Source organism: Aeromonas sp. s7(2024) (assembly GCF_040907825.1).
In the GTDB taxonomy this organism is placed as follows: Bacteria; Pseudomonadota; Gammaproteobacteria; order Enterobacterales; family Aeromonadaceae; genus Aeromonas; species Aeromonas veronii.
In genome coordinates this window covers 167,012-191,087 of sequence record NZ_JBFOCM010000016.1, presented here as the reverse complement: position 1 = coordinate 191,087, position 24,076 = coordinate 167,012, and the positions used below count along the sequence as shown (strand labels likewise).

Below are 24,076 nucleotides of genomic sequence, written 5' to 3'. Positions count from 1 at the left end.
TTTCGCTAGTGACTCCCGTCATGTGCGTCGGGAGAGCAGGGCATAATAGAGCAAGGGTATCACCACCAGGGTGAGCAAAGTGGAGACCAGGATCCCGAAAATCAGGCTGATGGCGAGGCCATTGAAGATGGGATCGTCGAGGATAAACAGAGCCCCGATCATCGCTGCCAGCGCCGTCAGCATGATGGGTTTGGCCCGCACCTGCGCCGCTTCGATCACCGCCAGCTCGAACGCCACCCCGGCGCTGCGCTGCTGCTCGATAAAGTCCACCAGCAGGATGCTGTTGCGTACGATGATCCCGGCCAAGGCGATCATCCCGATCATCGAGGTGGCGGTAAACTGGGCCCCCAACAGGGCGTGGCCCGGCATCACCCCTATGATGGTGAGCGGGATGGGGGCCATGATGATGAGCGGCACCAGATAGGAGCGGAACTGGGCCACCACCAGCAGATAGATGAGGATCATCCCCACCCCGTAGGCTAGCCCCATGTCGCGGAAGGTCTCGTAGGTGATCTTCCACTCACCGTCCCACAACAGCGCCACCTCCCCCAGTTTGTCGGGCTGCTGCACGTAATATTGGGGCAGGTCGATGTCGGCACCGGCGGCAAACATGCCGTAGAGCGGGCTGTCGGTGTGGCCGCCCATGTCGGCCACCACCATCACCATGGGCTGCATGTTCTTGTGCATGATATAGCTGGGGGCCACCTCATCACGGCGACTCACCAGCTCGGAGACCCGCACCAGCTGGCCACTCTGGCTGCGCACCTTGAGGGCCAGTACGCCCGCCAGATCCCGTTTGTCACCGGGAGCCAGTTCGATGCGGATCGGCACCGGATACTTGGCGCCGTGACCCTGCAGCCAGCTGGCATCCTGATAACCCACCCCGCCATTGAGGGTGTTCACCAGATCCCCGAGATCGACCCCGAGCAGGGCCGCCTTGCTGCGATCCACCACCAGCCGCCACTTGGGCTGCGGGTCGGTCAGATAGATATCTACGTCCACCAGATCCGCCGTGGCCACAAAACGGGCCTCTACGGCGCGAGCCGTCGCTTCACGGGCGGCAGGCGTCGGGCCATACACTTCTGCGACTATGGGGGACCAGACCGGCGGGCCGGGGGGCACCTCAACGACTTTCAGGTTGCCCCCTGCCGCACTGGCGATAGCCTGCAGCGGCGCCCGAACCGACTGGGCAATCTGGTGACTGCTGCGATCCCGTTCATGCTTGTCCACCAGATTGACCTGAATATCCCCCACGTTGGCGCCGCTGCGGATAAAGTAGTGGCGCACCAGCCCGTTGAAATTGATGGGGGCGGCGGTGCCGGCGTAGATCTGGTAATCCTTCACCTCCTCCACCTTGGCAAGCTCTCGTCCGACCGCCAGCAGGGTGCGCTCGGTCTGCTCCAGGGTCGCCCCCTCCGGCATATCGAGCACCAGCTGAAATTCCGACTTGTTGTCAAAGGGGAGCATCTTGAGCACCACCCACTGCACCACCGGCATTGCGGTGGCGGCCCCGACCAGCAGCAACACCACCAGCCAGAGTTTGCGTCTGGTACGCTTGGCGCCATCACCGATCAGGAAAGGGGTCATCAGCCGGTGAAAGAGACCAGCCTTGGCCTCGCCGTGGGCACCATGCACCTCACCTTTGAGCAAATGGCTCGCCAGCCAGGGGGAGAAGATAAAGGCCACCAGCAGGGAGATGAGCATCCCCATGCTGGCATTGATGGGGATGGGGCTCATGTAAGGGCCCATCAGCCCGCTGACAAAGGCCATCGGCAGCAGGGCCGCGATAACGGTCAGGGTCGCCAGTATGGTCGGCCCCCCCACCTCGTCCACCGCCCCCGGAATAAGATCCTTGAGTGCCCCCTTGCCCAAACCGCGATGGCGGTGAATGTTCTCCACCACAACTATGGCGTCATCCACCAAGATACCGATGGAGAAGATCAGCGCAAACAGCGACACCCGGTTGAGGGTAAAGCCCCACGCCCAGCTGGCAAACAGGGTCAGCGCCAGGGTGATAACGATGGCCACACCCACCACCAGCGCCTCGCGCCAGCCCATGCTCACCAGCACCAGCAGCACCACCGCCGTGGTGGCAAAGATCAGCTTGCCGATGAGGGTGTTGGATTTGGTCTCGGCGGTGACGCCGTAGTCACGGGTCACCGTCACCTCGACGCCAGCCGGGATGAGTCGATTCTTGAGGCTCTCGACCCGTTCTTCCACCCGCTTGGCCACCTCGACCGCGTTCTGGCCGGGCTGCTTGCCGATGGCCAGCGTCACCGCCGGATAACTGGCCTGTCCCATCCCCATCCAACTGCGTTTGGTCGGAGTCTCTTGACCCAGAGAGACCCTGGCCACCTCCCCCAGATAGACCGGCTTGCCGTCGTGCAGTCCCACCACCAGCTCTCTAGCCTCCTGCTCGCTTTGCAGGAACTGCCCCACCTGCACCTTGATCTCACTGTTGTTCTGCTCGATAGCCTGTGTGGTGCCTACCTGATTGGCGGCCGCTAGTCGCTGGCTCAGATCGCCCCAGCTGATGCCGTGGGCGCTGAGGGCCGCAGGATCCGGCATCACCCGCAGCACGGCGCTCTGGCTGCCCAGCGTGTAGATATCGCGGGTACCGGGAATGCGCTTGAGTTCGGTCTCCAGCTCATGGGCGACCCGGGTCAGCTCGGGGGCCCCAAGTTGCTTGCTCCCCTCTTTGCTCCAATCTTTGCTCCATAAGGTCAAACTGACGATGGGGACATCATCGATCCCCCGGGGTTTTACCAGCGGCTGACCGACTCCGATCCCCTGTGGCAACCAGTCGCGGTTGGAGTCGAGCTGGTTGTTGAGATCGACGATGGCCTGCTCGCGGCTTACCCCTACCTTGAATACCACCACCAGCAGGGCGCCATCGGGTTGGGAAAAAGAGTAGAGGGTATCAATTCCCTTTATCTGGGAAACCACCTGCTCGGCAGGGGTGGTGACGAGAGAGGCCACTTCAGCCGGAGTGGCTCCCGGGAAGGGAATGTAGACATCGGCGAAGGTGACATCAATCTGCGGCTCCTCCTCCTTGGGGGTCACCAGCACCGCAAACAGGCCGAGCAACAGCCCCACCAGCGCCAGCAGCGGGGTGATGGCCGAGCCTTGGAACAGCGCAGCCAGCCGACCGGCAGGCCCCAGCCTCTCCTTGTTGCCGTTCAGCTCGCTACTCATGGGCCACCTCCTGCTGCAGCGCCCAGGCATCGGGAGCCAGCTTGTCACCGGCTTGCAGCCCGGCCAGGATCTCGCACTGTCCTTCGACGCAATGGCCGACCCGCACCGGCGTCAGGGCCCAGCCAGCGGGCTGCTGCAGATAGACGCCGTTGAACTCACCTTGCCGCAGCAGGGCGCGATCCGGCACCTGCAACACTTGACGCTCACCCTGCTTGAGCTGCACCTTGAGCCACATGCCGGGCAATACCCCGGCGGTTTGCGGCGGCAAGTCGAGGCGCAACCTGAAGGCGTGGCTCTGGCTGTCGGCATAGTTGAAGCGGGTCAATTTGACCGGGGTAACGGCCCTGCCATCCGGCAGCAGCACTTGCATATCCGCAGGCTCACGAGCCAGCGAAAGGGCGGATTGGGGCAACTCCACCTCCACCCGCAAGGTGTCGAGGGAGAAGCCGGAGAGCAGCGGGGTACCGGGGGCGACAGTCTCCCCCAGCTCTACCAGCCGTTTGGTCACCACTCCGGCGTAAGGGGCCAGAATGCGGGTATAACCGTAGGCCTCACGGGCCTGAGTGAGGGCCGCATCGGCAGCGTTCACCTCGGCGCGGGCGGCGCGATCCGTCGCCTGGGCATTGTCGAGCTGGGCGCGGGTGATCACCCCCTTGGCAATCAGCGCCTGAAAGCGGGCGAGCTGGCGCTCGGCTTCCACTTGCTGAGCCTGCGCCCGAGCCAGCCGCGCCTCGGCCCCCGTGACGGCGGCAAACTGCTCCTTGCCGCTAATCTCCAGCAGCGGCTGCCCCGCCTGCACCTGATCGTTCACATCCACCAGCATGCGGGAGACCCGGCCGCTGGTCTGGGCCGCCACCGTCCCCTGATTGATGGCACTGACGGTGCCATCCAGCGTCAGCCAGTCGGTCACCGGCTGTGGCGCCACTGTCAACGGGGGCTCTGGCTCCCCTTCAGCGGCAAGGGCCCGGGGGGATGTCATGGCCTGCGATGTCATCACCAACAAGGTGATCCCCAGCAACCGGATCTTTTCCATCATTACTCTCCTTCCCTGGCGTAATCTGTCACTTCACGGGATCAGGCGGTATGGGACTGGCGCACCTTATCCACTCCCCGAACTGGCGCCTTGGTCAGCACCCTGGCCAGCCCTCTGTCAAACAGCAAGATCCCGGCCACCATGGCCGCTATAAACAACATTATCATGGGCTGCCCGCTGGAAATGAGACTCAGAGCAGGCCCCGGGCAGATACCGACCAATCCCCAGCCGATGCCAAACAGCGCGGCCCCACCGATCAGCCGGCGATCCAGCCGAGGGGCTGGTACGGCTGCGATGGGCTCCCCCAGCACACTCTGGCGACGGGGTTTCACCAGCAGAAAATAACCCGGCATAAAGACCAGCAAGGCGCCCCCCATCACGAAGGCGAGGCTGGGATCCCAGGAGCCGGCCAGATCGAGAAAACCAGTGACCCGGGCGGGATCCATCATGCCGGAGATGGCCATCCCCAGTCCGAACAACACACCCGCAAACAAACTTGTCAGCAACTTCATGGCAATCAGCCCCTTACAGCAGATGATGAGTGACGAAGACGGTGATAAAGCCAGCCACCATAAAGGTCAGGGTGGCGACGATGGAGCGCAGGGAGAGCCGCCCCATGCCACAGATGCCGTGGCCGCTGGTGCAGCCATTGCCAAGACGGGTACCGATGCCGACCAGCAGACCGGCCAGCAGCACAACGGGCCACCCGGGCAGCGTGGTGAATGCGGGCATACTGGCCCAACCCAGAGTCAGCGCCAACCAGGCGCCCGCCCCGAGCCCCAACAGAAACAGCACCCGCCACGGTGCACGGTGTTGCAGTGCACCGGCCAGAATGCCGCTGATCCCGGCCACCCGGCCGTTGAACAACATCAGGATCAGGGCCGACAGCCCCGCCAGCATGCCGCCGCCCAAAGAGAGCAGCCATTGGCTTTCCATCATCAAGATTCCTTATTTTCTGAGTGACAAAAATGGGTTTGCAGCGCCCCCAACACATCGGCGGCCGCCTCGCTCACCAGCGAGTAGTAGATCTGCTGGGAGACCTTGCGCGAACGGATCAAGCCGTAGCGCTTGAGCACCGACAACTGCTGGGAAAACGCCGACTGCCCGAGTTGGCTATGGGCCAGCAGCTCCCCGACCCCCTTCTCCCCCTCCACCAGCTGGCAGAGCACCATCAGGCGTTCGGGATGAGCCAACGCCTTGAGCAGGGAGGCGGCGGCTGTCGCATGTCTGTTCATCTCGTCGAATTGGCTCATAAGAGTAAATTAGCAATTGCTGATATTTGTTCTATTGTATAAAACAACACTAAATTAGCAATATCTAAAGTAGATAAGGAGAAGGACCATGACAGTAGATAACGGAGTCAGAATCGTCGCAGGTTGCATGTTGCTGCTCTCGTTGATCCTTACCGCCTGGGTCCATCCGGGCTTTGTCTGGTTGAGTGCCTTTGTCGGGGTCAACCTGATCCAGAGCGCCTTCACCGGTTTCTGCCCGGCAGCGATGATCCTCAAACGGATAGGATTTAAATAACAGGGTCGGATGACCCGGCTCACATGAGCGTGTAATAAACGCAGGAGGCTGAACATGGCAACGGTAATCGTCATCGGCGCGGGTCTCGGGGGCATGTCTGCCGCCTACGAACTCAAGGCCGAACTGGGCAAGCAGCATGAGGTGATCCTCATCAATGACAAGCCGGACTTTGAATTTACCCCCTCCAACCCCTGGATTGCCGTCCAGTGGCGGGAGCGCAAGGAGACCTCGATCCCCATCGAACCCCATGTGAAGAAAAAGGGGATCCGCTTTATCCATGCAGCCCTGACCGAGCTGCAACCGGCGGCGCAGCAGCTCACCCTCTCCGATGGCCAGACCCTGCGTTACGACTTTCTGGCAATCTGCACCGGCCCGGCCCTCGCCTTTGACGAGGTGACGGGGGCTGGCCCCGAATCCGGTGGCACCACCAGCGTCTGTACCCTCTCCCACGCCGAAGAGTGCCGCCACAGTGTCAGTGCCCTGGTCGATGAGCCCGGCCCAGTGATTGTCGGCGCCATGCCGGGCGCCTCCTGCTTCGGTCCCGCCTACGAGTACGCGTTCATCCTCGATCGCCACCTGCGCGACAAGAAGGTGAGAAAGAATGTGCCCATGACTTTTGTCACCAGCGAGCCCTACATCGGCCACCTTGGTCTAAACGGTGTGGGCGATTCCAAGGGGATGCTGGAGAGCGAACTGCGGATGCGCGACGTGCAGTGGATCTGCAATGCCCGCACCGTGGCGGCGCAAGATGGTCAGATGACGGTGGAGGAGCTGGACGATGAGGGCAACATCAAGCGCACCCACACCCTGCCCTACAAACACGCCATGATGCTGCCCGCCTTTGTCGGCATTGCGCCACTGCGGGGCATCGAGGGGCTGGTCAATCCCCGCGGCTTTGTCATCGTCGACGAGCACCAGCGTAACCCCGCCTTCCCGCAGATTTACGCCGCCGGGGTCTGCATCGCCATTGCACCGCCGCACAAGACGCCGGTACCAACCGGGGTGCCCAAGACCGGCTACATGATTGAGGCGATGGTGCGCACCCTGAGCCACAACATCAAGGCGGAGCTCAGCGGCCAGCCGCCGGTGACCAAGGCAGTATGGAATGCCATCTGTCTGGCAGACATGGGGGACACAGGTGCCGCCTTCGTCGCCATGCCGCAGATCCCGCCGCGCAACGTCGCCTGGTTCAAGAAAGGAAAGTGGGTCCATCTGGCCAAGATCGCCTTTGAGAAGTACTTCCTGCACAAGATGCAGGTGGGGGATACCGAGCCCATCTACGAGAAACTGATGCTCAAATACCTCGGCATCGACAAGACCGAATGACCCCGCAGACCCGGCCCTCGCCGGGTCTGCTTTTCGCGGCCTTGCGCGGCAAAACGGGGCTTTCGATTATGTTTCAAGATGTTGCTGCGGGCGGTGCGGGGTTTACCCTGCCTGCCGCCTCGGCTATCATTCGAGCCTCTTATCAATAGCGGAGACCATCAGTGGGCAACTCATCAAGTGACAGTTGTAGACCGACCCTCATCGTCGGTACCAAGGTCGCGAGCTAGCCGCAGGTCTTTCTCTGCCGCATGCTCGCAACCCTGCGAGAAGCGGAAATCCACTCCCCTCTTCTCCCTTTTTACACTTGACGTCTGGCAACCAGTGGCCAACCGCCACGGTCGCCATGCCTGCATAGTTTCTGCTTCCCACAAGGAGGCTGCTATGCGTTTTATCTCAATCAAACCGGCTGCGGATCGCGCGGTCGCAACAGGTTCTGTTGCTACCCGTGCTCACCCCCTGTTGAGCCGGCTCGGCTGTGGCATGCTGCCACGCTGGCTGGGCGGCAAACCGCGTCAGCACCACTACCGGCTGCAGATCCGCTGTGAGGATCGCGCCGATATGGAACAGGTGCTGGATATGGTGAACCACACCCTGCAACCGGCGGGGCTGCAACCGATGCAATCGATGAAGCCGGGTCGCGGCGGCGGGCGAGAGCTGGTGCTCAACCTGCAGTGCACCCCGCCCCAGCGACGCTATCTGGTGCAGTTCGTTCATCAGGTCGGGGTGGCACATCCGGTGCGCTGGCAACTGCGCCCGCGCATCGACTGCGATCCCGAACTCAACTGACCGCACACCTGCGTTAACCACAGTGAAAGGGGCCAGCCACGCTGGCCCCGCTTGTTGCGTCCTCTCCGAGCGTCAGGGCATATGATGATGCTCGCGCCCCGGGACGCCGCGTTTTTGTTTTTCTGCTGGCCATCCGCGCAATCATCCCCTGATCCATCCGCCTCCCGGCGTTTCATCATGGATTGCGCCAAGCCAGCGCTTATCAGAAGGAGTACGCCATGAAGATGTGGCAACAAATTGACATGCTCTCCCTGCTCGACACCCTGGCCAGCCTGCTGCTCGCCTTTGTGCTTGGCAGTCTGGTCGGGCTGGAGCGCCAGTACCGCCAACGTACCGCGGGCCTGCGCACCAACGTGCTGGTCGCCGTAGGGGCCGCCCTGTTCGTCAGTCTGGCCCAGCGTATCTATGACCTGCACGGCGGCAACTACAACGTGGTCCATGTGGTGGCCTATATCGTCTCCGGCATCGGCTTTCTCGGCGCCGGCGTCATCATGCGCGAGTCGGGCAATATCCGCGGCATCAACACCGCCGCCACTCTCTGGGGTGTCGCTGCGGTCGGTGCCGCCTGTGGCGCCGGGCTGGCCATGGAGGCAATTCTGGGCGCCCTGTTCGTGCTCGCCGCCAACACCCTGCTGCGACCGCTGGTCAATCAGATCAACCGCCGCCCGGTGGACAATACCGACACCGAAGTGACCTACAAGGTGACGGCGCTGACCCAGCGCGAACATCAAAAAGAGGTGCTGCACTGGCTCGAAGAGATGCTGGAGCAGGCCAACTACCCCCTGAGCGAGCTCGACATCGAGCCGTTTGGCGAGGGGGATCTGGAGATCTCGGCGGTGCTGCTGGCTACCTCCATCGATGGCGACGAGCTGGATGCCCTGATGGTGAAACTCGGCATCCACCCCCATATCAAGCAGGTGTTCTGGCGCACCAGTACCACCGATTGAGCCGTTGGTCAGAGGAACGAGCAATCCGCCCACAGCAAAAAGCCCCGCCAGCAATGGCGGGGGCTTTTTCATATGGATGGGCGAAGAGTGGCTAGCGGCGACTGCGCCAGCGCACCCTGGGGGTGATCACCTGGGCGGTCTGTGCGGGAGGACTGCCCGCTATCAGTTGCTGCATCAGCTCGAAAGCGGCGAGGGCCAGCGCCGGACAATCCTGCGCCACCGAGTCGATGCGCATGGGAATGCAGTCGAGCAGGTCGTGATCATCGAAGGTGCACAACCGCATGCCCGTCTCCATCAGCCCCGCTTCGTTGAGATAGCGCAGTACCCCTTCCAGCAGGGTAAAGGAGGCGGTAAAGAGCCCCCTGGGGGGCGCTCCCAGCTCGGCCACCAGCTCGGCCATCAGCTGATAACCGGAGCTCGGCTGATAGTCGCGATGACGCACCCTTGCGGCATCGGCTTCAAAACCGGCGCGATGGAGCCCCAGCTCATAGCCCGCCAGCCGGTGGCGGCTGGGGGAGAGGTCCAGCAGGCCGCCGAAGTAGTAGATCTGCTCGCCGCACTCGCTGGCCATGTCCCGCACCAACTCGGCGGTCGCCTTGCAGGCATCGGAGATCACCATGGGCAGGCGCGACTCGCCGATGTGGCGGTCGAGCTGCACCACCGGCAGGCGGTCGTGAATGCGGGCATAGATGTCATCGCTGTGGCCGCTGGAGGCGACAATCAGCCCATCCACCTGGCGGCTGATGAGATTGTCCACCACCCGCTGCTCGAGGGCGGGATCATCTTCGGAGCAGGCGATCAGCAACTGGATGCCCGCCTCCCGGCAGTGGGCCTCGAGGGCGCGGGCGATGCGGGCAAAACCGAAGTTGGTGAGATCGGGGATCACCAACCCCCAGGTGTAGCTGCGGGTCTCGCGCAGGGAGCGGGCGTGAAAGCTCGGCAGGTAGTGACACTCCTCCGCCACCGCCTGAATGCGCTTGCGGGTATCGTCGGCAATGCGGTACTCCGCACTCTTCCCGTTGAGCACCAGACTGGCGGTCGCCTTGGACACCCCCGCCAGTTCGGCGATCTGGGCAATAGTGATCCGTTTCTTCTTCTCCACCTGGCCTCCCGGCTGACTAGAACCGGGCTATTGTACTAGGCACGCTGACAGCGGCCAGTGATTGAGGCAAATTTTGCAGCCATCATCGCCGTCACCTGATGAAAGTTGCGGCTTTTCCCCGGGGAAGTAGCGCGCCGACAGGCTGTGATGCCCCTCATCGATAAAACACTCCAGACTGGAGCGATCGCACAGGACGGTGATCCGCCCGCCAGCCCATGGGCTGCTGCGGGTCTCCCACGCTCCGCTCTGCCAGTTCTGGCGCCGCAAGGTGATGCGCCCCGGCTGCCACACCAGCTCGGCCACGGCACTAAACCAGAGGCTCCCCTCACCGCAGAGATCCAGATCGAGCCAGGCCGAGTCGATGGCCAACCCCGGAAACTCGCCAAGCGTCCCCTCGAAGCGGGTCAGCTCTCCCTTCAATGCCGCCAGCTCCGCCACCGGTCGCTGGCAGAGCCACTCATCCTGCCAGAACAGCTCCCGCGGGCAGCTCATCTGGTGGATCCAGCCGTGAGCGACAGTAGGTTGGCTCATCTCGTTCTCCTCCGGCAGCCCCAGCCAACCGAGCAAGAGGCGGCGACCCTGACTGTCTCGGGTAGTTTGCGGCGCATAGAACTCAAAGCCCCGGTCCAGCTCGTGGAAAGCCCCGTGCTCGAAGCGCTCGCCGTCGAAATCCCCCGCCAGCCAGCCGCACTGGTAGAGGTTGCGATAATCCTCGCCCACCGGGGCAATCCCCTGCGGGCAGCTGATCAGCACATGGCGCTCCCCCAGCGGGAAGAGATCCGGGCACTCCCACATATAGCCAAACTCACCCAGCCCACCTCGCCCGCTACCGGCGATGGGGCCCACCCGCTGCCAGCTTTGCAGGGTGTCACCGCGATAGAGCAGCACTTCCCCCTTGTCATCCAGGGTGCGGGCCCCCAGCACCATCAGCCACTGCTGGCCGTCGTGCCACACCTTGGGGTCGCGCACGTGGCCGCTGTAGCCTTCGGGCAGATCCAGCACAGGCCCCAGCTTCTCGAAGCCTCCCTCACCATCGGCGCGGGCCAGACACTGATAGGCGGTACGACTGCCATCCGGGTATTTGACATTGCCGGTGTAGATGAGGGTCAGACGCCCCTGCTCGTCGCTCACCGCAGAGCCCGAATAGCAGCCGTGGCTCTCATAGGCTTCGGTGGGCAACAGCGCCACCGGCTCGTGCTGCCAATGCAGCAGATCAGTGGAGGTGACATGGCCCCAGCCCTTGTTGCGGTGCTCGCAGCCCAGCGGATTCCACTGGTAGAAAAGGTGGTAGCGCCCGTCGTGCTCGATAAAGCCGTTGGGATCGTTGAGCAGCCCCACCGGGGCTGCCAGATGCCAGCGGGGCCGATGAGGATCGGCCGCCGCCTTGAGCTGTCCGGCCAGCAGCGACCGGACAATCTGGTTGAGAAGATCGCTTTCCTTCATCACTCCACCTTGTACTTGAGCAGGTAGGATGCGGCGAAGGCGGCGCCAAAGGCGATCACCAACCCGATGATGTAGTGAATAAGGCTCATGGGCTGGACGATGGCCATGCCGGGAATACCGGTCAGCCCCACCGCCGTCATCCCCACCTTGGCCGCCACCACGTAGGCGCCGCCGCAGGCCCCGCCAAACAGACCGGCGAGGAAGGGTTTGATGTAACGCAGGTTCACCCCGAAGATCGCCGCTTCCGTGATACCCAGCAGGCACGACATGGCCGCCGGCACGGTAATGGCCTTGATCTTCACGTCGCGGGTCTTGAAGTAGACCGCGAGGCAAGCCCCGCCCTGTGCCACGTTGGCCATGGCCCAGATGGGCAGCAGGAAGTTGACGCCAATTTGCGGATTGGCCAGCAGCCCCGCCTCGATGGCATGGAAGCTGTGATGAATGCCGGTGATGACGATCAGCGAGTAAGAGCCACCAAATACCAGCCCCGCCAGCCAACCTGCCTGCTCATAGAGGGCGCTCAGACCGAACGAGATACCATCCCCCAATACCCGACCCGCCGGGCCGATAAAGAGCAGCGCCACAAAGCCGGTGATGATGACGGTGAGGAACGGCGTGAGGATCAGATCCAGCGCATCCGGAATGCGCTTGCGCAGCTGTTTCTCCAGATGGGACATAAACCAGACCGCCAAGAGCACCGGGAAGACGGTGCCCTGATAGCCGATCATGGCGACATCGAGCCCGAAGAAATCCATGGTCTTGAAGCCACCGGCCACGCCCCAGGCGTTGGTCAACGCCGGGTGGGTGAGGATGCCGCCAAGGGTCGCCCCGAGGTACGGATTGCCGCCAAACTCACGTGCTGCCGTAAAGCCGATGAGGATCGGCAGTATGATAAAGGCCGCCGAGCTGAACATGTCGAGCATCACAAACAGAGCGCTGTCGGCATTGGCCCAGCCATAGGTGCGCACCATGCCGAGCAGCCCCATCAGCAGGCCCGAGGCGACGATGGCCGGAATGATCGGCACGAAGATGTTGGAGAGGGTTCGCGCCAACCGCTGGGCCACGTTGAGCTTGGCCGCCGCCATGTCGGTCAGCTCAGCCTTGCTGGCGGTGCCGGTACCGGTCATCGCCACAAACTCCGCATAGACCTTGTTGACCAGACCGGTGCCGAAGATCACCTGAATTTGGCCCGCGTTGCTAAAGCACCCCTTGACCCCCTCCAGCTTGTCGATGGCAGCCTTGTTTACCTTGCTGTCATCGGCCAGCACCAACCGCAGCCGGGTGGCGCAGTGGGCAGCGCTGACGATATTCTCCTTGCCCCCGAGCAGGGGCACCAGATCCTTGGCTATCGCACTGATATTCATATTCTTCCTCTTATGACCCGCCACGCTGGCGGGCCCTTGTCACATGAGAGTAGGGGCTGTCGAGCCGGGCTTCTAGCCGCAGCTCAACAGCCGCTTGCGCCTGATCGCAAAAAGGCATCCAGTTCGGTGCGGGTCGGCAGCGCCGTCATCGCCCCCTTGGCGGTGGTGGCGAGCGCCCCGCAGCCGTGGGCCTGAGCCAGGATGGCGGGCAACTCGGCCTGCGTCGGCAGCGACGAGCGCCCTGCCAGCGCCGCCAGCAGACCGGCGACGAAGGCATCCCCCGCCCCCGTGGTGTCGATGGGCGTCACTTTCTGCCCCACCCACTCCAGCAACTCGCCATCAAGGCGAGCCACCACCCCGGCCGCCCCTCTGGTCACCAGCACCAATGCAGGGCCCGAGAGAGTTGCAAGCCCGGAGACCAGCTCATCCTCGCCGCTCAGCAGTTGCAGCTCCTCGATGGAGAGCTTGACCACATCCGCCTGTGCAATTGCCTGACGCACCAGCGGCAGCATCTCGGCGGGGTTGCCCCACACCTCGGGGCGCAGGTTGGGGTCGAAGCAGACCCTCCCGCCTGCCGCCTTGATGGCCGCCATGGCCTGCAGGCAGCTGGTGCGTACCGGCTCGTTGGCGAGCGCGATGGAGCAGGTGAGCAACCACTGACCGGCATCGAATTGGGGCAACTCATTTGGGGTGAGGAACTGGTCGGCACTGGGGCGCACCATAAAGGTGAAGCTGCGCTCCCCCTCATCATCCAGTGCCACCAGCACGGTAGAGGTGCGATGGTCTGGATCGAGCCGCAGCGCACCGATATCCACCCCCTCCCCGCTCAGGGTGTCGGCCATAAAGCGGCCGAACGGGTCAGCACCAACCCGGCCGATAAAGGCCGCATCGCCACCCAGCCGTGCCACACCAACCGCCACATTGGCGGGCGCACCACCCGAACACTTGAGGTAGTGCAATGCCCCTTCCGGGATCAAGTCCACCACCGCATCCCCCATTACCCACACACGATTCGTCACCTTGCTACTCCACTGCTGCATCGGATCCACGGTCAAACCCGAACTCTGTTCTGTTGGCTGGCATTATCAGCTAAACCGTTTTAGCCAACCAACAGATCTCGGCACCGGCTGCCATTTTTGTGATCGGGATAACGAACTAGAACCAGGTTTCCATCTGCACGCCAAAGTTCCACTCGCCACCGGCGGTGAAGTTGCTCTGGCCCATGGCATCGTCGCTGGCGTAGTTGTCAAGCTCGGAGGACCAGTCCATCCAAGTGGCGAACACCCGCAGTTCGGGCCGCTCGAAGAAACCGGCGGTCTGCGCCTTGAAGGTGGGGGCGAAGGTGAGCTTGGTGAAGTTGCCGTTCACCGCCTGGCGTCCCTTGTAGCCCTTGGGATCGAGATCCATGTACTGCCAGGCCGCCTCGTAGACCAACTCGACGTTCTGGCTCAGCACCTGCGCTACCCGGGTATTGAAGGTGAGCCAGCGGTACTCGTCCCCTTTCACGTAGCGATCCTGACTCTGCTCGGCCAGCAGGGCCGGGGCAAAACGCCAGCGCGAGTTGAGATCGGTGGCGCCAAACACGGCAACCCGCACTGCATCGGCGTCCGCCAGCAGCTCGCTGTCAGAGCCCAGCCCCTTGACCTCGGCCCCCAGCCCATGACCATACAACACCGCCGCCTTGGCAAAACCGGGGTTGATGCCAAAGAAGCTCTCGCCGTGGTAGGCCAGCAGGGTGTGTGCCCCCTTGTCCGCCGCCTCGCTGCCCGCCCCCTTGTCATTGATGCGGGCGTCATTCTCCTTGGCCGAGAGACCGTTCACCATCCACTGCCAGTTACCGACGCGGTTGTTCATGGTGAGGATGTAGCTCTCGATATCGGAGAGACCGCTGGCGCTGATGTCGCCGTAATCCCGGCCATAGAGGGAGAAGTTGGCCTTCCAGCTGTCGGCCAGCTGCACGTCGTAGACGCCGCCGCCGGTACCGGCCAGGAACACCACGTCGGAGTCGAGCCAGTGGATGTCAAAGTTATCGCGGTCAAAGCGCTTGCCCGCCCACAATACTGCATTCTTGAAGGGGCCGTCGAAGCTCGCCAGATTGCCGATCTCGGCAAACACCTGACGGGTATTGAGGCTCGAATCGCTGGCGGTCCAGTCGTTGCTGGTCTCCACCCCGTCCGCCAGCATCAGCTTGTAGCGGGCCCAGCTGCCATCCTCGAAGGTCTGGGTTTTCAGCAGGTTGGCCTCCATGTAGGTGTCATCCTCGTTGCCAAGGCGACCGACAGCCCCACCCACGGATCCTGCCGGAGTGATGTAGGGGCCGCCGCGCCCGCCGTTGCCATTGCTGTTTACCAACAGGCCCGAGCGGGCGTAACCGTGAAACTCGAAGCCCTGGGCACCGGCGGTCTTCTCATCAACCTTCTGGCTGCGACTGTCGGCCACCTGCGCCTGCTCGCTGGCGGCGCTCGCCTTCACTTCCGCCTGACTGGCACGGCTCTCTGCTGCCTCGGCTCTCGCTTCAGCAGCCTGTACCCGCGCCTCAAGCGCAGCCAGTCTGGCCTCGACACTCTCACCTGCGACACTCGCCTGCGCCGCCCACAGCGGGCTGCTCATCCCCAATCCCAGCGCTACCGCCAGCGCCAACTTGCTCTTGAACATCATCATCTTCCTCACCTGTCATCTGTGGCCCGGACGGGCGCTGTTGTTATCGACAGCCAGAGCATAGCTAAACCAATTTAGCTAACTCAATATGACAACTAAACCGTTTCAGCAACAGTGTGAGCGGGATAACATTTGTACAGCAGGAATTGGCGGGAGTTGTGAGGAGGATCCCTCATCAGGATCCACTCAATAGGGCGGTTCCTGGCGAAATAGCGGGCAAAAAAAGAGCCGGCACAAGGCCGGCTCTGTTTATTCGGGTCGCTGAAATCAGCTGGTCAGATCGTCAAAGAAGCGTTTCACCCCTTCGAAGAAGCCTTCCGATTTCGGCTTGTGGGTCTTGGCAGCGGCACCGCTAAACGATTCGTCCAGCTGGCGCAGCAGCTCTTTCTGCTGCTCGGTGAGGTTGACCGGAGTCTCGATCACCACCTTGCACATCAGATCCCCTACCTGGCCGGAGCGTACTGACTTCACGCCCTTGCCGCGCATGCGGAACATCTTGCCGGTCTGGGTCTCCGGAGTGACCTTGAGCTTGACGCGGCCATCCAGGGTCGGCACTTCGATCTCGCCACCCAGGGCGGCTGCGGTGAAGCTGATGGGCACTTCGCAGTAGAGGTTGTTGCCGTCACGCACGAAGATCTCGTGCTCTTTGACGTGCACCTGTACGTAGAGATCCCCTGCCGGAGCCCCTGCCTCCCCTGCCTCCCCTTCGCCGGAGAGACGGATGCGATCGCCGGTATCGACGCCCGCCGGAATTTTCACCGACAGGGTCTTGGTGCGCTGGTAGCGACCTTCACCGTGACACTTGCGGCACGGATCCTTGATGATCTTGCCGCGACCGTGACAGTGCGGACACGCCTGCTGCACCGCAAAGAAGCCCTGACGCATCTGCACCTGGCCGGAGCCGTGGCAGGTCGGGCAGGTCTGGGCACTGCTGCCGGTGTGGGCACCGGAGCCGTTACAGACTTCACAGTGAACCAGAGTCGGCACCTTGATCTCCTTGGAGACCCCGCGTACCGCCTCTTCCAGCGTCAGCTCCATGGTGTAGCGCAGGTCGGAGCCACGGGCCGGGCCACGACGAGCACCACCACGGCCACCGCCGAAGATGTCACCGAATACGTCACCAAACATGTCGGCGAAGTCGGCACCGCCGCCAAAGCCACCGTGGCCACCGCCACCCTGGCTCGGGTCGACACCGGCATGGCCGTACTGGTCGTAACGGGCACGCAGGTTGGCATCGGTCAGGACCTCGTAGGCTTCCTTGACCTCTTTGAACTTCTCTTCGGATGCGGCATCACCCTGGTTACGATCCGGGTGATACTTCATGGCCAGGCGCTTGTACGCCTTCTTGATCTCGCGATCGTCGGCATCTTTCGCCACACCCAGTACTTCGTAGAAATCGCGCTTCGACATACTCATCCTGTGGTTACGCAGACGGGCGTTGGTTACCCAACGCCCGTGAATTCATTGACCAAGCCGATGGGCGAAGCGGACTCCGCCCATCTGGGTAGGGCTTACTTCTTGTCGTCTTTCACTTCTTCGAACTCGGCGTCGACTACGTCGTCGTCAGCCTTGGCAGAAGAGGAGGACTGACCGGCATCAGCACCGGCTGCACCCTGGGCCTGAGCCTGCTGCTGGGCAATTTCCATCAGCTTCTGGGACGCTTCCAGCAGAGCCTGCTGTTTGGCTTCGATAGCAGCCTTGTCGTCACCCTTGATGGCAACTTCCAGCTCGCTCAGAGCTGCTTCGATCTTGGTCTTGTCGTCGGCAGGCAGGGCTTCACCGGCTTCGGTGATCTGCTTGCGTACGGAGTGGACCAGACCATCAGCCTGGTTGCGAGCCTGTACCAGCTCTTCAAACTTCTTGTCCTCGGCCGCGTTGGCTTCGGCTTCACGTACCATGCGCTCGATCTCGTCATCAGACAGACCAGAGGAGGCCTGGATGGTGATCTTCTGCTCTTTGTTGGTCTCTTTGTCTTTCGCAGAGACGTGCAGGATACCGTTGGCATCGATGTCGAAGGTCACTTCGATCTGCGGCAGACCGCGCGGTGCCGGACGGATGCCTTCCAGGTTGAACTGGCCCAGAGACTTGTTGTCGCTGGCGCGCTTACGCTCACCCTGCAGCACGTGAATGGTCACGGCAGACTGGTTGTCTTCGGCAGTGGAGAACACCTGGGACTTCTTGGTCGGGATGGTGGTGTTCTTCTCGATCAGCGCAGTCATCACGCTGCCCATGGTTTCGATACCCAGGGAGAGCGGGGTAACGTCCAGCAGCAGTACGTCGGTCTTGTCACCGGACAGTACGGCACCCTGGATGGCAGCACCCATGGCCACGGCTTCGTCCGGGTTGACGTCTTTACGCGGCTCTTTGCCAAAGAACTCGGCAACGGTCTTCTGAACCAGCGGCATACGGGTCTGACCACCAACCAGGATCACGTCGTCGATCTCGCCAACTGCCAGACCGGAGTCTTTCAGGGCGACACGAACCGGCTCCAGAGAGTCCTTCACCATGTCTTCTACCAGGGATTCCAGCTTGGCGCGGGTCACCTTGATGTTCATGTGCTTCGGACCGGTGGCATCTGCAGTGATGTACGGCAGGTTGACGTCGGTCTGCTGGGCAGAAGAGAGCTCGATCTTGGCTTTCTCGGCGGCATCTTTCAGACGCTGCAGAGCCAGCTGGTCGTTGCGCAGGTCGATGCCCTGCTCACGCTTGAACTCGTCTACCAGATAGTTGATGACGCGGTTGTCGAAGTCTTCACCACCCAGGTGGGTGTTACCGTTGGTCGCCAGTACTTCGAAGGTGGTTTCGCCTTCAACTTCGTCGATCTCGATGATGGAGATATCGAAAGTACCGCCACCCAGGTCATATACGGCAACCTTGCGCTCGCCCTTGACCTTGTTCACGCCGTAAGCGAAAGCAGCAGCAGTCGGCTCGTTGATGATGCGTTTTACATCCAGACCTGCGATGCGACCGGCATCCTTGGTAGCCTGACGCTGGGCGTCGTTGAAGTAGGCCGGAACAGTGATAACGGCTTCGGTTACCGGCTCGCCCAGATAGTCTTCGGCGGTCTTCTTCATCTTTTTCAGCACTTCGGCAGAGATCTGCGGCGGTGCCATTTTCTTGCCCTTCACTTCAACCCAGGCGTCGCCGTTGTCAGCTTTGGCGATGGCGTACGGCATGATTTTCAGGTCACGCTGCACCTCTTCATCTTCAAAACGACGACCGATCAGACGCTTGATGGCGAACAGGGTGTTTTTCGGGTTGGTGATGGCCTGACGCTTGGCCGGCTGACCAACCAGGATCTCGCCATCATCGGCATAGGCAATGATGGACGGAGTAGTACGATCGCCTTCTGCGTTCTCGATCACGCGAGCAGTGTCGCCATCCAGAATAGCGACGCAGGAGTTGGTAGTACCCAGGTCAATACCGATGATTTTACCCATTTGACGAATCTCCAAATACTTTGAATAAACTGGCGAGGAACTCGCCTTAATGCGTTAACGGCTAGGTGGGGGCTGCCAATCTGGCTTTCAAGCTCCCGGCATCAAATTTTTTGTGCCGCCGCGGCCTTGCTACCTATATGGGGTCGCCAGACGCAGCTTCAAGCCCCGACCCTAAAAAACCACACCCTTTGTCATGGTTGCGCGGTCACGTTGAGCCGTAAACCGGGCAAGATGAACAGGTGCTGCACTGCGAAACAAAAAGCCCGCCACAGGGCGGGCTCGGGCACCCACAGCCAATCAGTCGACCGCTTTGGCGATCATCACCATGGCCGGACGGATCACCCGACCGTTGAGGTCATAGCCCTTCTGCATCACTGCAATGACGGTGTTCGGGGCCACATCGGCACTCGGCACCATGCTCATCGCCTGATGGGCATTGGGGTCAAACGGCTGGTTGATCGGGTCGAGCGCCACCAGACCAAACTTGGCCACGCCGCTCTGCATGGATTTCAGGGTCAGCTCGACACCTTCGATCATCGGCTTGAGGGCTTCGTTCTCCTTGTCGGCCAGTTCGATGGCACGCTCAAGGTTGTCCAGCACCGGCAGCAGTTCATTGGCGAACTTCTCCAGAGCGAATTTGTGCGCCTTCTCCACATCCAGCTCGGTACGACGGCGCAGGTTCTCCATCTCGGCGGCGGTACGCAGGGCGCGTTCACGCTCTTCCGCCGCTTTTTGGATGGCGGTTTCCAGCTGCGCTTCCAGTTCGGCAATGCGGGCCTGCTCGGCTGTCACTTCACTGTCTACATCGGTCGGCTCGACTGGCTGGGCTTCCACTTGCTCCATCGCTTCAACCTTTTGCTCTTCGTGGTTCATGACATCTCCAATTCCGGGGTTACTTATGAGGGCCCTGACGTCTGGTTGAGCGACCGGACGACAACAGACCGACTATGTTGGCGCTATTATGGGGATGCATCCCCGGCTTTCAAGGGGTAAAGGGCAATCTGGGTTGCTGAATAGCCGCAACCGTCGGTTTATCCGGGTTACCGCTCACCGTTTAACCAGTAGCCTCAAGGGGATAGCCGGCCCCGTCACACGGGAGAGCGTCACAAGCGGAGCAAAGCACTGTATACTGGCCCGCAATACCCATCCCAGATCTGACTGACTATGGATTCTCCGTTCAAAACCATCGCCCTGATTGGCAAACCCCACCATGAGGGGGCCAACCAGACGCTGACCGGCCTGCATCAATACCTGACCGCCCGCGGCTTTCGGGTACTGGTGGAGAGCCGGGTCGCCCAGACCCTGAGCATCCTCGATGAAAACGTGATGGATCTGGTGCAACTGGGCCAGCAGGCCGATCTCGCCATCGTGGTCGGCGGTGACGGCAACATGCTGGGGGCGGCGCGAGTGCTGTCGCGCTTCGATGTGGCGGTGATCGGGGTGAACCGGGGCAACCTCGGCTTTCTGACCGACCTCTCGCCGCAGGATTACCTGCTTCCACTGGAGCAGGTGCTTTCCGGTCACTACAAGAGCGAACACCGCTTCCTGCTGGAGGCTTCGGTCTATCGCCACGGCGAGCGCAAGTCGAGCAATCTGGCGGTGAATGAAGCAGTGCTGCACCCGGGCAAGATCGCCCACATGATCGAGTTCGAGGTCTATATCGATGGCAGCTTTATGTATAGCCAGCGTTCGGACGGCATCATAGTGGCCACCCCGACCGGCTCGACCGCCTACTCCCTGTCGGCAGGTGGCGCCATCCTCACTCCCAAGCTCAACGCCATCACGCTGGTGCCCATGTTCCCGCATACCCTCAGCAGTCGCCCCATCGTACTCGATGCCGACAGCGAAGTACGGCTGCTGGTCTCGCCGGATAATCAGGACGATGCCATGCAGGTGAGCTGTGATGGCCAGGTGACGCTAGCGGTCCACCCGGGGGACGAGATCCTGATCAAGAAGAGCCACCACCAGCTTCATCTGGTGCATCCCCTCGACTACAGCTACTTCCACGTGCTGCGCAACAAGCTCGGCTGGGGCAGCAAGCTGTTTTAATCGGCGCTGACCGACAACGGCATTGCCAGAGAGGGCGCCTGAATTGGCGCCTTTCTCATTTCTGTCGTAGCAACGTCCCCCGCACTCTCATATCAGTACCGCATTTTCATAGCCATACCGCACTGGCGCGGCTTTCCTTTGTTAAAAATGACGGTGCCCTCTTTACTGTATATAAGACCAGTATATACTGGATGCATACACAGTAATGTTGACCTATACAGGATGAGACCATGCTGACCCAGCTGACCGTCAACAACTTCGCTATCGTCAAGTTTCTCGAACTCGATCTGCAACCGGGCATGACCTGTATCACAGGTGAGACCGGTGCCGGTAAATCCATCGCCATCGATGCTCTCGGTCTCTGTCTCGGAGAGCGGGCCGAAGCCGGCATGGTGCGACCCGATAGCGACAAAAGCGAGGTCAGCGCCCGCTTCCTGCTCGACAACAACCCGGCCGCCCGCGCCTGGCTCGCCACCAACGAGCTGGAAAACGAAGGTGAGTGTATCGTCCGGCGAGTCATCTCCGCCGAGGGGCGCTCACGCAGCTATATCAACGGCGTGCCTGTCCCTCTTACCCAGCTCAAGAATCTGGGCCAACTGCTGGTCAACGTACACGGTCAGCATGCCCACCAAATGCTGCTCAAACCCGACTACCAGCTCACTCTGCTCGACGGTTATGCCGGTCACCATCTGCTGCTCGACGAGGTGCGCCAGCACTATCAGCAGTGGCGCCAACTGCAAAACGAGCTGAACCGGCTCAAGGCCGAGCAGCAGCAGCGGGAGGCCCGCCGCCAGCTTATCGAGTATCAGGTGCAGGAGCTTGACGAATTTGCCCTGCAGCCGGGGGAGTTCGAAGAGATAGAGGAGGAGCACCAGCGTCTGGCCAACGGCACAGAACTGATGCAAGAGTGCGGGGCTTGCCTCGATCTGCTCTATGACAACGAAGAGACCACTATCGCAGGGCTGCTGCAATCGGCCGTCGATCGGGCCGAGGGGCTGGTCAGCATGGACAGCTGCCTCACTCCGGTACTGGAGATGCTGAACGAAGCGCTGATCGGGGTGCAGGAGAGCCACAGCGAACTGCGCAGCTACCTCGATCGGCTGGAACTGGATCCCGAGCGTTTTAACGAGCTGGAGGCCCGCCTCTCCAAGGCGATCAATCTGGCCCGCAAGCACCATGTCAAACCGGCAGATCTGGCTCAGTACCATCAGGAGCTGGCCTCTGATCTCGCTCGCCTCAACTCTGACGAAGAGCGGTTAGAGGGGATGGAAGATGAGCTGGCCGAGGCCCGTCAGGCGTTTGTGCAGTCCGCCGAGGCCCTGAGCCAGAGCCGTCAGCGTTACGCCCAGGAGCTGGGCGCTAAAGTGACCAGCAGCATGCACGAACTGGCGATGCCCGATGGCCGCTTTGCCATCGAAGTGCGCCCCGATGCCCAGAGCAGCCTCTCTCCGCTGGGTATAGATCGGGTGGAATTTATGGTCACCACTAACCCTGGCCAACCGATCCAGCCGCTTGGCAAGGTGGCCTCAGGCGGTGAACTGTCACGTATCAGCCTCGCCATCGTGGTGATCAGCGCCCGCAAGGTCTCAACCCCGACCCTGATTTTCGACGAAGTGGATGTGGGGATCAGCGGCCCGACTGCCGCCGTGGTGGGTCGCCTGCTGCGCCAGCTCGGCGAGTCCACTCAGGTGATGGTGGTCACTCACTTGCCTCAGGTGGCAGGCAACGGCCACCAGCATATGGTGGTGAGCAAGCATACCGACGGCAAAACCACCGAAACCCAAATGAGTGCCCTTGATGAGGCTGCCCGTCTCAATGAATTGGCACGCCTGCTCGGTGGCGACCAGATCACTGACAACACTTTGGCCAACGCCCGCGAGCTGCTGCGTCATTGAATCAGGCAATAAAGCCGATTTGCAGCGATGGCGACTGATAGCGCTGACAAAACATGCTGACTTCGCAGGCACGGACGAGTGCCATAACCTGCGCAGTCCGCAATAGCCAATAGCCAATAGCCAATAGCCAATAGCCAATAGCCAATAGCCAATAGCCAATAGCCAACTGTGATAACTAAACTCGCGTCAGGATTACCGACCCAGATCAATAAAATGGCGAGTTAGGCGAAGCTGGCAGCAACATGGGCGTGGATCCGGTTGCCTTCATGTGGCGGATTTCGCATAGTGTTGCCCCCCTTTATGGGTATCCAATTGTGAGGCTTTGTCTATGATCCACGTTTTTGGTCACAAGAATCCTGATAGCGACAGTATCTGCAGTGCGCTGGTTATCACCGACTGGCTCAATGGCCAGGGCCGTCAGGCCACCCCATGGCGTCTGGGTGACCTGCGCACCGAAACCCGTTTTATTCTGGAGCAGGCTGGCGTCAGCGAACCCGAGTTGCTGACCAAAGATCTGACCGGTGAAGATGTCTGGCTGGTGGATTTCAGTGATCTGGAACAGGGCCCTGCCACACTGGCACAAGCCAATGTACTGGGCCTGGTGGATCACCACCGTCTCGGTACTCTGGTCACCCAGTCTCCGCTGGATGCCTGGATCCGGGCCGTCGGCTGCACCTGCACCATCGCCTTCGATCTGCTGAGTCAGCAAGGCACTGTGACCCGCAGCCAGGCTCGCCTGATGCTGGGTGCCATCATGAGCGACACCCTCTGTCTCACCTCGCCGACCACCACCGAGCAGGACAAGATCGCTTGTGAGCGTCTGGCACCGCTGGCCGAAGTATCGCTGGCCGAATTCGGCCAACAGCTGCTGATGGCGAAAACCGACCTGAGCGGCCTGACTCCGGCTCAACTGCTGCTGCAAGATGAGAAAGCGTTCCAGGCGGAAGGTTGCAGCTTCATCATGAGCCAGATCGAAGTGGGCAGCGAACAGCAGCTGGCCGAGCACTTGCCAGCCCTGCAGCAGGAGATGGTCCAGCGCGTGGCGAGCGAAGGGCTCGACTTCTTCGTGCTGATGGTGACTGACCTGACGGCCGCAGCCAGCCGTATCTACTTTACCGAACACGCTAAAGTACCGGCAGAGTCCAGCTACCATCCGGGCTTTGTCAGCCGCAAGAAGCAGGGTCTGCCCTGGGTAATGGATCTGCTGGCCAAGGCCTGATCCTCCCTCGCCATCACCTATTCCAAAGCCCTGCCTCTGCGCAGGGCTTTTTCATCGCCACCACCAGTCGCACTCCCCCCTCTTGCTGACCA

20 protein-coding genes are annotated in these 24,076 nt (G+C 61.5%); 7 read left to right on the top strand and 13 right to left on the bottom strand.

All coding sequences use genetic code 11. The annotated features are described in order from the left end of the window. Window positions 1-18: 18 nt before the first annotated feature. Genes AB5Y73_RS05910 through AB5Y73_RS05890 form a run of 5 tightly spaced genes read right to left on the bottom strand, consistent with a single transcriptional unit; the run spans window position 19 to window position 5,481 of the window. Window positions 19-3,195, bottom strand: a complete 3,177-nt coding sequence (locus tag AB5Y73_RS05910) for an efflux RND transporter permease subunit (protein ID WP_279499274.1) — start codon at window positions 3,193-3,195, stop codon at window positions 19-21. Beyond that, window positions 3,188-4,228, bottom strand: a complete 1,041-nt coding sequence (locus AB5Y73_RS05905) for an efflux RND transporter periplasmic adaptor subunit (protein ID WP_107684171.1) — start codon at window positions 4,226-4,228, stop codon at window positions 3,188-3,190. Before AB5Y73_RS05905 ends, AB5Y73_RS05910 begins: the two co-directional genes overlap by 8 nt. A 41-nt stretch (window positions 4,229-4,269) precedes the next feature. Then, window positions 4,270-4,740 (bottom strand): YeeE/YedE family protein, encoded by a 471-nt coding sequence (locus tag AB5Y73_RS05900; RefSeq protein WP_167564747.1) that lies wholly within the window; start codon window positions 4,738-4,740, stop codon window positions 4,270-4,272. A 13-nt stretch (window positions 4,741-4,753) separates the two neighbouring features. Beyond that, complete coding sequence (locus AB5Y73_RS05895) at window positions 4,754-5,167, bottom strand: YeeE/YedE family protein (protein WP_167564748.1); 414 nt, start codon at window positions 5,165-5,167, stop codon at window positions 4,754-4,756. Further along, complete coding sequence (locus AB5Y73_RS05890; protein ID WP_005338008.1) at window positions 5,167-5,481, bottom strand: helix-turn-helix transcriptional regulator; 315 nt, start codon at window positions 5,479-5,481, stop codon at window positions 5,167-5,169. Before AB5Y73_RS05890 ends, AB5Y73_RS05895 begins: the two co-directional genes overlap by 1 nt. Before the next feature lie 88 nt (window positions 5,482-5,569). Here AB5Y73_RS05890 and AB5Y73_RS05885 point away from each other — a divergent pair, with 88 nt between their 5' ends. From AB5Y73_RS05885 to AB5Y73_RS05870, 4 genes are all read left to right on the top strand, one after another. Beyond that, on the top strand, window positions 5,570-5,755 hold the full coding sequence (locus AB5Y73_RS05885; protein WP_107684173.1) for a DUF2892 domain-containing protein: 186 nt from the start codon (window positions 5,570-5,572) through the stop codon (window positions 5,753-5,755). A 54-nt stretch (window positions 5,756-5,809) separates the two neighbouring features. Next, entirely contained in the window at window positions 5,810-7,081 is a 1,272-nt protein-coding gene (locus tag AB5Y73_RS05880) for an NAD(P)/FAD-dependent oxidoreductase (protein WP_005338013.1), read from the top strand. Window positions 7,082-7,462: 381 nt separating this feature from the next. Further along, window positions 7,463-7,867, top strand: coding sequence for a hypothetical protein (locus tag AB5Y73_RS05875; RefSeq protein WP_107684174.1), 405 nt, complete (start codon window positions 7,463-7,465; stop codon window positions 7,865-7,867). A gap of 218 nt (window positions 7,868-8,085) precedes the next feature. Further along, window positions 8,086-8,814: an MgtC/SapB family protein gene (locus AB5Y73_RS05870; protein ID WP_064338374.1), complete on the top strand. Its 729-nt coding sequence runs from the start codon at window positions 8,086-8,088 to the stop codon at window positions 8,812-8,814. A 91-nt stretch (window positions 8,815-8,905) separates the two neighbouring features. Here the strand turns inward: AB5Y73_RS05870 and AB5Y73_RS05865 are convergent, their stop codons facing one another. From AB5Y73_RS05865 to grpE, 8 genes are all read right to left on the bottom strand, one after another. Continuing rightward, entirely contained in the window at window positions 8,906-9,916 is a 1,011-nt protein-coding gene (locus AB5Y73_RS05865) for a LacI family DNA-binding transcriptional regulator (protein WP_100654144.1), read from the bottom strand. Window positions 9,917-9,943: 27 nt separating this feature from the next. Then, on the bottom strand, window positions 9,944-11,359 hold the full coding sequence (locus tag AB5Y73_RS05860; protein WP_181497478.1) for a sucrose-6-phosphate hydrolase: 1,416 nt from the start codon (window positions 11,357-11,359) through the stop codon (window positions 9,944-9,946). Beyond that, window positions 11,359-12,723, bottom strand: coding sequence for a sucrose-specific PTS transporter subunit IIBC (locus tag AB5Y73_RS05855; RefSeq protein WP_107684176.1), 1,365 nt, complete (start codon window positions 12,721-12,723; stop codon window positions 11,359-11,361). The genes AB5Y73_RS05860 and AB5Y73_RS05855 overlap by 1 nt, the downstream gene beginning before the upstream one ends. Window positions 12,724-12,806: 83 nt before the next feature. Next, the gene (locus AB5Y73_RS05850) at window positions 12,807-13,763 is read right to left on the bottom strand and encodes an aminoimidazole riboside kinase (protein WP_107684261.1); all 957 of its coding nucleotides are present in this window, start codon (window positions 13,761-13,763) and stop codon (window positions 12,807-12,809) included. A 115-nt stretch (window positions 13,764-13,878) separates the two neighbouring features. Then, window positions 13,879-15,384, bottom strand: coding sequence for a carbohydrate porin (locus AB5Y73_RS05845; RefSeq protein ID WP_181497479.1), 1,506 nt, complete (start codon window positions 15,382-15,384; stop codon window positions 13,879-13,881). 264 nt (window positions 15,385-15,648) lie between these two features. Next, window positions 15,649-16,791 carry a molecular chaperone DnaJ gene (gene dnaJ, locus AB5Y73_RS05840; protein ID WP_005338032.1) on the bottom strand — a complete coding sequence of 381 codons (1,143 nt, stop codon included), beginning with the start codon at window positions 16,789-16,791 and terminating at the stop codon, window positions 15,649-15,651. A gap of 101 nt (window positions 16,792-16,892) precedes the next feature. Continuing rightward, window positions 16,893-18,821 (bottom strand): molecular chaperone DnaK, encoded by a 1,929-nt coding sequence (dnaK, locus tag AB5Y73_RS05835; protein WP_042053028.1) that lies wholly within the window; start codon window positions 18,819-18,821, stop codon window positions 16,893-16,895. A gap of 297 nt (window positions 18,822-19,118) precedes the next feature. Continuing rightward, window positions 19,119-19,694 carry a nucleotide exchange factor GrpE gene (gene grpE / locus AB5Y73_RS05830; protein WP_005338036.1) on the bottom strand — a complete coding sequence of 192 codons (576 nt, stop codon included), beginning with the start codon at window positions 19,692-19,694 and terminating at the stop codon, window positions 19,119-19,121. 291 nt (window positions 19,695-19,985) lie between these two features. Between grpE and nadK the strand changes: the two genes are divergently transcribed. The 3 genes from nadK to AB5Y73_RS05815 all read left to right on the top strand — a co-directional run bounded on the left by nadK (window position 19,986) and on the right by AB5Y73_RS05815 (window position 23,984). Next, window positions 19,986-20,870, top strand: coding sequence for an NAD(+) kinase (nadK, locus tag AB5Y73_RS05825; RefSeq protein WP_005338038.1), 885 nt, complete (start codon window positions 19,986-19,988; stop codon window positions 20,868-20,870). Window positions 20,871-21,100: 230 nt separating this feature from the next. Next, on the top strand, window positions 21,101-22,765 hold the full coding sequence (gene recN / locus AB5Y73_RS05820; RefSeq protein WP_279499275.1) for a DNA repair protein RecN: 1,665 nt from the start codon (window positions 21,101-21,103) through the stop codon (window positions 22,763-22,765). A gap of 328 nt (window positions 22,766-23,093) precedes the next feature. Continuing rightward, window positions 23,094-23,984, top strand: a complete 891-nt coding sequence (locus AB5Y73_RS05815) for a manganese-dependent inorganic pyrophosphatase (RefSeq protein WP_107684179.1) — start codon at window positions 23,094-23,096, stop codon at window positions 23,982-23,984. Window positions 23,985-24,076 lie beyond the last annotated feature (92 nt).